Raw genomic sequence first — 7,336 nt, 5'->3', positions numbered from 1 at the left:
AACGGCGACACGATTGCTTTGATCAACGACAACGATTTTGGTGTTACGCCAGCATTGTTTGATGCCAATGGTGTAGCAATCAGCGGCGATGTCACAGCCTGTTTGACAGAAAATGGCAAGCTCGTAAACAACGGTACCAAGGTTTGCCCTGCTGCCGCAGTTCGCGTTGCGCCTGGTTCAGACACAGAACGTCCTACACGTTTGTACACCTTCAAATTTCCCAAAGCTATTTCAAGCTACAGTTTGAAGTAAATCGCGACTGCACAGTCAATTGAAATTTTCTTTCGGTTGACTGTGTGGATTGTGAGTTGGCCCCCTGAGACACAGGCCCGTCGTTTTTCTTAAATCAAGGCAAAAAGTTCCGGGCGAAGTTGGTTTTTCCTTTGCCGTTTGGGGCAGATTATTTGCCGACGACAAAGGCAGTGTCGGCCATGGTCTTAGCCGATTTCCTTTGAAGACCGAGGGCCACGAACAGCATCACGAGCATGCTCAACCCCAGGGCCAGATAAGCATGGCCAAAGCCTGCCAGTTTGCCGCCTTCAAAATCTGCAATGGCGCTGATGCAGGTCACAGCCAGCAGTGTCCCCACGGCATTGAAAATATTGATCAAACCTTGGGCTGTGCCGCGCAGTGCCGGCGGCGCTTCGTCAATCGCAATGGACCGCAGCGCGCCGCTGACCACCACACCCAGGCCAATACCAACCAGCACAGATGCCACCACGAATGCGGTAAAGCCCGTCTGTGGCACCGCGCTTTGAAGGTACCCTAAGGTCAACAGACCGAAACCAAAGATCACCATATTGCGGGCACCCAAGCGGTTCAGTAGCCGCCCAGCTGCCATGGAACCCACCATGGAGCAAACCACCAGCGGCATCAGGGCCAGGCCCGCGTACTCAATGCTGATCCCATACGCCAGGTTGGCGACGGTGGTTAAAAAAACAATGCCACCCATGGAGAATCCCACGCCCAAGGTCAACACATAGGCACAAGCCAGTTGCCGGTTTGCAAACAAATCCATGGGAACCAGCGGTTGGGCTTGTCGTTTCTCAATCACCACCAAACTAGCCAGCAGCAGGCCACTGGCAGCCAGAAACCAAGGCCACAGCAGCAGTCCGGTGGCGGAGTCCGGCAGGCGCGAAATACCCAGTACCAAACACAGCAGAAACAACAAAGTCAAAGTGATGCCTGCGATGTCAACAGGTCCTGGTGCTGCCTGGGTGCGCTGGCTTGGCAAACTGCGGCCACCCCACCAGAGCACGACCAGAGCGATGGGTATGTTCACCAAAAACAGCCAGCGCCAGCCCAGCGTGGAGGTCAGCACGGTAGCCAATGGCGGCCCGAGCACAAAGGCCATGCCGTGGGTGGCGCCAATCAGCCCCAAAATACGGCCACGCCGCTCGGCTGAGAAGACATCGCCAATGACGGCACTGGCCACTGGCGCGATCCCCCCCGCGCCGATGCCCTGGATGGCACGGCTGAGCAGCAGCAGGTCAAAGCTGGGTGCAGCGGCGATGCACATTGAGCCGATGGCGAAAAACGCCACACTGACCAAATACACCGGTCGGCGTCCATGGCGGTCGCTGAAGTAAGCCATCAGCGCGGTGCTGCACATTGAACTCAGGGCAAAAACGGTGGACAGCAATCCGGCGGTGCGGTTGTCGATGCCAAAGTCTGCACGCAATGCTGGCAAGATCGGCCCGACGATGGCCGAATCGAGTGCCGCCATGAAGACACCGACAAACAGCACCTGAACGAGGCGGCCTTGACCTGCATCAGCAGCAGGCAAAGTGGTCGAAGGGTGGGTGTGCTGGCTCATCGAAGTGACTGAGGCCTGTTGAAGGGTGATGGCGGTAGTGGCCAGTTCAAAACCTGGGTGATGGATGTCATCGCGCCCAGTACCGGTCGAGTTGCTCTGTGAAACCGGCTAAGTCTTCAAAAAAAGGCAGCGCGCCACCTTCAACGGTAAGAAACTGCCAATTTTTTTTGTCTTCCACCGTATGCCTGCCACGGTAATCGGTGAAATCTCCGCGAGTGGCCATGGACACCCAGACGGGATCGTCCAGTTCTTCATAGAGTTGGTTGATGTCGGCGCTGAACAGGAAGGCCGACACGAAATAAAAGGGCGCGTTTGCAGCACCTGGCTGCCGCGCAGTGAGCACACAATATTGCCAAAACGTCTCATCGATGTGCTGACTCCCCCACGTGCGCTGTAGAAAATACCGAATGACACCGGGTCGGGTCAAGGTATTGAAAATACCCTGGCGCCAGCAATCCAAGGTCAGCAAACGATAAAGCCATGACAAGCCCAAAGTGCCACCGGCGGGCCCATAGCGCCGTTTTGCACCGCTGAAACCGGTTGGGCTGACCAAGGCAAGTCGCCGGATATTTTGAGGCGTCTCGTGTTTGGCACGGGCAGCGAACTCGCTGGAGAGCGACACCGCCAGCACGTCTGCCACTTGACTGCCGTGTTCGGATTGGATGACGGCCAGCACAGCATGCAAAGCATCGGTCATCAAGCGCGGTGTGTAAGCACGGGCACTGCGATCCGATAAACCAAAACCCGGCAGCTCCAGTGCGTACACCGGACGCTGCTGGCGGTAATGCGTGAACAGCGGGGCAAGCTCGGCTGCAGAGGCTGCAGCATGAACGCTGTGAACGAGCAAAAGCGGTGGGAGTCCCGTGTCTTTATTTTCAGGTTCAGCGCTGTACAGGCTGATGCGACCCGCTGGCGTCTCTATGTCGCGTCTGAGCGCGGACAGGGACTTTGGCAGTGAAGGCGAGAGAGGAGATGAATTGACCACAAGCAATGCTAAAGGAAATTGTCTTACCGGACAAAATCATTGGACCCAGAGTTGAGAAAACCAGCTTTAACCAGTTCCATTTGATAATGGCGTGATCAACAACCCCGTCTGGAGTGTCCGATGTCGATCAAACGCATTATTGATGTGACCGAAAAGTGTTTTCTGGTCACCATCGCCCTTTTTACGGTCGGAGCCATGGTGCAAGAAGTCATGGTGCTGATCGAGCAGCGCAGCGTTGAACTGAAGGATTTGCTCCTGATGTTCATTTATGCGGAAGTTTTGGGCATGCTGGGTGCTTTCTACAGCAGCCACCGAATTCCAATCACCATACCGTTGATTATCGCCATGACTGCATTGAGCCGATTGATCATCCTCCAAGGCAAGGACGGAGACCCTTCCATACTTTTATATGAAAGTGGCTCTATTTTGCTGATTGCGGTGGCTTGTTGGGTGATCAGCCATTTGAATGATCGCGATTGACGGCGGGTTCTTTGGAGGAGCGCGGTAACGCCTGCATCAGTTTCAGGTGTATGCGAGAATGAATTCATCACCTCTGAAACGGTCTTACAAGGAACCCATATGACCAGCGTCAATACCTGCTTAGCGCAAAAACCCCAGCCCGTCGCCGTCATCAGCGTCAAGCCTGATGAAAAAGTCGTGGTGGCCTTGCAACTCATGCGGGACAACCGTGTGCGGGCGATCCTGGTGATCAAAGACGACAAGTTGATGGGCATCCTGACGCAAGGCGACTGCGCCATCAAGGTCCTTTTGCCGGGCCTCGATGCCAAGCAAGTGCTGGTTCAGGAGGTCATGACGGTCGATCCGGTCACGGTCAAACTGGAGGACCCGATTGAGGCCTGCACAGGCTTGATGGCCTCTCGCAACTTCCGACATTTGCCGGTCGTGGAAGCGGGGCGGGTCGTTGGCGTGATTTCGATTGGGGATGTGGTCAAAGACAGCATTCGCCAGATGGGGCAGCAAATTGGTTTTTTAGAGACCTACATCAAAGGCCACAGCGCTGAGATTTCCTGATGTTTGGCTCATGTGCGATAGGCCCATGAGCGAATTTGCCGCTGTCACTTCAGGAGTCCCATGATGCATTCTCAGTTATTTCGCCGAAGCAGACGTCTGTTGGCGTTTGCCCTTGTCAGTCTGGCCTTGGGCGCTTCAGCCCAGACCTGGCCTGATCGCCCGATCAAGCTGGTGGTGCCATTCCCCCCGGGCGGTGGCGCCGACACGGCCGCTCGCACTTATGCTGAGAAGTTGTCAACCCTGCTGGGGCAGCCGGTCGTCATCGACAACAAGCCGGGTGCCAGCGGCAACATCGGTGCCGAGCTGGTGGTGCGCGCGCCCGCCGATGGCTACACGCTGCTTTTTGCCAATGAATTCCTGGCCACCAACCCGCTGATGTTCAAAGAGATCCGCTATGACTCGCTCAAGGACTTCGTGCCGATCGCGAAGGTGGCGAGCAATGCCGCAGCCATCGCGGTGCACCCCGGTCTTGGGGTCAAGACGATCCAAGAACTGATTGTCCTGGGCCGGACGAAGAACCTCAACTACGCATCACCCGGCATCGGCACCGGGCCGCACTTGTTCGGTCAATTGATCGCCATGCAAACCGGTGCCAAGTTCACCAATATCCCGTACAAAGGGTCGGCACCTGCCACGGCAGATGCGGTGGGGGGACAGGTGGACTTCATCATCTCGACCTTGTCGCCGATGGTGCCGCACTTCAACTCCGGTCGGCTGCGCGGCCTGGCCATTACCGGCGAAAAGCGTTCACCGCAGGCGCCCGATGTGCCGACGCTGGGCGAATCCGGTTTGATGGGTCAGCGCTACGAAGTTTGGTATGGCGTGGTGGCGCCTGCCGCCGTGGCGCGTCCCATCATCATGCGGCTGCAGCAGGCATCGGCCCAGGTGCTGCGTGATCCAGAGTTGGTGAACAAACTGCGCAATGCTGGTTACGATGTGGAGCCGAGCATCGGTGAAGATTTCGGGGCCGAATTGCGCTCAGACATTGATCGTTGGGTGCGCGTCATCCGCGAAGCCAAAATTCCACGTGAATAGGAGCATAGACATGAAATCATGGTGGATCCGAACGGTTGACAATGCGATGTCGCTGGAGCTGCGCGACCTGCCTGTTCCGCATCCCGGGCCAGGGCAGGTGGCCATCTGCATCCGCGCCGCTGCGCTCAATCGCGGCGAATTCATTGCGGGCCATGGCCTGCACACTTCCTCTACAGCCCGACCTGCGGGTTTCGAAGCGGCGGGCGAAGTGACCGCAGTGGGTGCAGGGGTCACGCGCTGGAAAGTAGGGGACCGCGTCATGGGCCGCTGCGACGGCGCCTTTGCCGAGCACGGGTGCATGGCAGCCGATGAAGCTTTTCCGGCGCCTCAGCGCCTCACATGGGAGCAGGCGGCTGCCACGACGGTGGTTTATCTCACCGTGTACGAAGCCTTGATGGCGCATGGCAGGCTGACTGCAGGCGAATGGTTGCTGGTGACCGGCATCTCGTCGGGCGTGGGCGTGGCAGCGCTGCAGGTTGCCAAGGCGCTGGGTGCTCGCGTGATCGGCACCTCGGGCTCGTTGGATAAACTCGAGCGCTTGAAGGCCTTGGGCCTCGATGTCGCCTTGCACACCCGCGCGCCCGACTTTGTCCCCGCTGTTATGCAAGCCACGGATCAAAAAGGCGTGGATTTGGTGGTCAACACCGTTGGCGGCAGTGTCTTTGCCGCCTGCATCGAAACCATGGGTTTCCAGGCGCGGCTGGCCATGGTGGGTTATGTCGATGGTCAGGTCGAAGCGGGCATTGACCTTGGCGCGTTGCACAGCAAACGGCTGCAGCTGTTTGGTGTGTCTAACAAGATGCGCACGATGACGCACCGCATCGCCGCAGCCCAGGCGCTGGAGCGCGACCTCCTGCCCATGGTGGCAGATGGCCGCGTGACCCCACTGGTTGACCAAGTCTTCTCGCTGGACGATCTGCCGGCCGCACAGCAGTGCATGCAAGGCAACCACCACCTGGGCAAGCTGGTGGTGCGCGTCGACTGAGCAAGGCCTTGAGTTAGACGATTCAAAACAAGAAATTCCGGTTTTCAATTTTTTATCCCTGAACCCACTCGGAGACACACGATGTTCAAGCGAATCACTTTCATTGCGTTGGCCTTGGCAGCAGCTTGGGGCCCCCAAGTCCAAGCCCAGACTTACCCCAATAAACCTATCCGTGTGGTGCTGGGCTATACCGCCGGCGGCGCGGCCGACGCGACCGCACGCCCTCTCATGCGGGTGCTCGAGCCACTGTTGGGCCAAGCCATCGTCGTCGAACCCAAGCCGGGCACTGCCGGTGGTGTGGCGGCTGAGTTCATCAGCAAAGTGCCGCCAGACGGTTACACGCTTTATTTCGCCGATGGTGGCCCTTTCACCACCGCACCCCACTTGACCAAAGTGGGGTACCACCACCTCAACTCGTTCACCCACATCGGCCATGTGTGCAGCACTGGCAGCGTCTTGGTGGTGCATCCTTCCTCGCCTTTCAAAAGCGTCGCTGACTTGGTGGCAGCAGCCAAAAAGGATCCGGACAAGTGGAGCTACGGCACCTCAGGCGTTGCGGGGCCACACCACTTTTCCGGTGAGCTGTTAAAAAGTGTGACCGGTGTGAACCTGCTGCACATTCCCTACAAGGGTGGCGCACCGGCGATGACCGACCTGATGGGCAACCAGGTGCCGATGCTGTTTTCATCGCTGTCGGCAGCGGTAGGCCCCTACAAGTCCGGCAAACTGCGTGCACTGGCGGTGACTTCGCCAAAACGTTCAGGCGCTTTCCCCGATGTGCCCACCATGGACGAACTGGGATACAAGGGTTTTGATTCCACCGGTTGGTTTGAGCTGATGGGCCCAGCCGGTATTTCCCCAGAGGTTGTGGCGCGCCTGTCTCAGGCACTGCTCAAGGCGGGAGAGGACAAAAACCTGCAGGAGCAGTACAAGCAGCTCGGTTGCGACGCGGAGTTCCTGACGCCTGCGCAGACGGTCGACAAGATCAAGAGCGACTACGCCAAGTGGGGCAAGGTCATCAAAGACGCCAACATCAAGGCCGACTGACACCCAAGCCGGCAGACAGCATCAAGTTGACTGTTGAGGCATCTCGCTGGGTACGAAATAGGGCGTACTTTGGTACGCCTGCACCAGCGACCGCTGGGCGTAATCAATCCCCGAAAATTTGGCGAATTCGTCCAAGGTTCGGGCTTTACCCAGGCCATAAGGCCCCAGGTCTCGGCGCTCAAACACCAAATCCATCAAGCGCGACTTGGCCAGTTCGGTCAGTTGCGTGAATTTGAAGTCGCGTAACTTTTCCCATTGAGGGTGCCAGTGGTGCGTGTGATGCTCTGTGTTGGGCATCTTGTAAAGATGGAACAAGGGGATGTGAGGCGGGTGAAAAATATCCCAGCCATTCGTGTAAGCGCGCACCGACAGACTTTGTTCCTCGCCATGAAAATAAAGGCGCGGGTCGTAAGGAACTTCTTCCACAAAATGGCCT

At 57.6% G+C, this 7,336-nt stretch carries 8 protein-coding genes and 1 pseudogene; 6 read left to right on the top strand and 3 right to left on the bottom strand.

Translation table 11 applies throughout. The features are described from left to right. Positions 1 to 252 (top strand): annotated as a pseudogene (locus tag Q0O19_RS13415) (esterase-like activity of phytase family protein); the annotation flags it as partial. Positions 253 to 400: 148 nt separating this feature from the next. Here Q0O19_RS13415 and Q0O19_RS13410 read toward each other — a convergent pair. Next, positions 401 to 1,816, bottom strand: coding sequence for an MFS transporter (locus tag Q0O19_RS13410; RefSeq protein WP_295523778.1), 1,416 nt, complete (start codon positions 1,814 to 1,816; stop codon positions 401 to 403). 67 nt (positions 1,817 to 1,883) lie between these two features. Beyond that, entirely contained in the window at positions 1,884 to 2,663 is a 780-nt protein-coding gene (locus Q0O19_RS13405) for an alpha/beta hydrolase (RefSeq protein WP_295523776.1), read from the bottom strand. Between the two features lie 258 nt (positions 2,664 to 2,921). Between Q0O19_RS13405 and Q0O19_RS13400 the strand changes: the two genes are divergently transcribed. The 5 genes from Q0O19_RS13400 (at position 2,922) to Q0O19_RS13380 (ending at position 6,900) form a co-directional block, all read left to right on the top strand. Next, positions 2,922 to 3,281, top strand: coding sequence for a phosphate-starvation-inducible PsiE family protein (locus tag Q0O19_RS13400; protein ID WP_295523775.1), 360 nt, complete (start codon positions 2,922 to 2,924; stop codon positions 3,279 to 3,281). Positions 3,282 to 3,380: 99 nt separating this feature from the next. Beyond that, positions 3,381 to 3,833 carry a CBS domain-containing protein gene (locus Q0O19_RS13395; RefSeq protein ID WP_295523773.1) on the top strand — a complete coding sequence of 151 codons (453 nt, stop codon included), beginning with the start codon at positions 3,381 to 3,383 and terminating at the stop codon, positions 3,831 to 3,833. 63 nt (positions 3,834 to 3,896) lie between these two features. Beyond that, on the top strand, positions 3,897 to 4,868 hold the full coding sequence (locus Q0O19_RS13390) for a tripartite tricarboxylate transporter substrate binding protein (protein ID WP_295523771.1): 972 nt from the start codon (positions 3,897 to 3,899) through the stop codon (positions 4,866 to 4,868). Between the two features lie 10 nt (positions 4,869 to 4,878). Beyond that, a complete protein-coding gene (locus Q0O19_RS13385; protein ID WP_295523769.1) occupies positions 4,879 to 5,853 on the top strand; it encodes a zinc-binding dehydrogenase in 975 nt (324 codons plus the stop codon). Between the two features lie 81 nt (positions 5,854 to 5,934). Further along, entirely contained in the window at positions 5,935 to 6,900 is a 966-nt protein-coding gene (locus Q0O19_RS13380) for a tripartite tricarboxylate transporter substrate binding protein (RefSeq protein ID WP_295523768.1), read from the top strand. A gap of 21 nt (positions 6,901 to 6,921) precedes the next feature. Here Q0O19_RS13380 and Q0O19_RS13375 read toward each other — a convergent pair. Then, positions 6,922 to 7,336: GlcNAc-transferase family protein (locus tag Q0O19_RS13375; protein ID WP_295523766.1), on the bottom strand; the 415-nt coding region annotated here is incomplete at its 5' end.

Source organism: Limnohabitans sp. Rim8, from assembly GCF_945869175.1.
Lineage (GTDB): Bacteria > Pseudomonadota > Gammaproteobacteria > Burkholderiales > Burkholderiaceae_C > Limnohabitans_A.
This window is presented reverse-complemented; position numbering and strand designations above follow the sequence as displayed.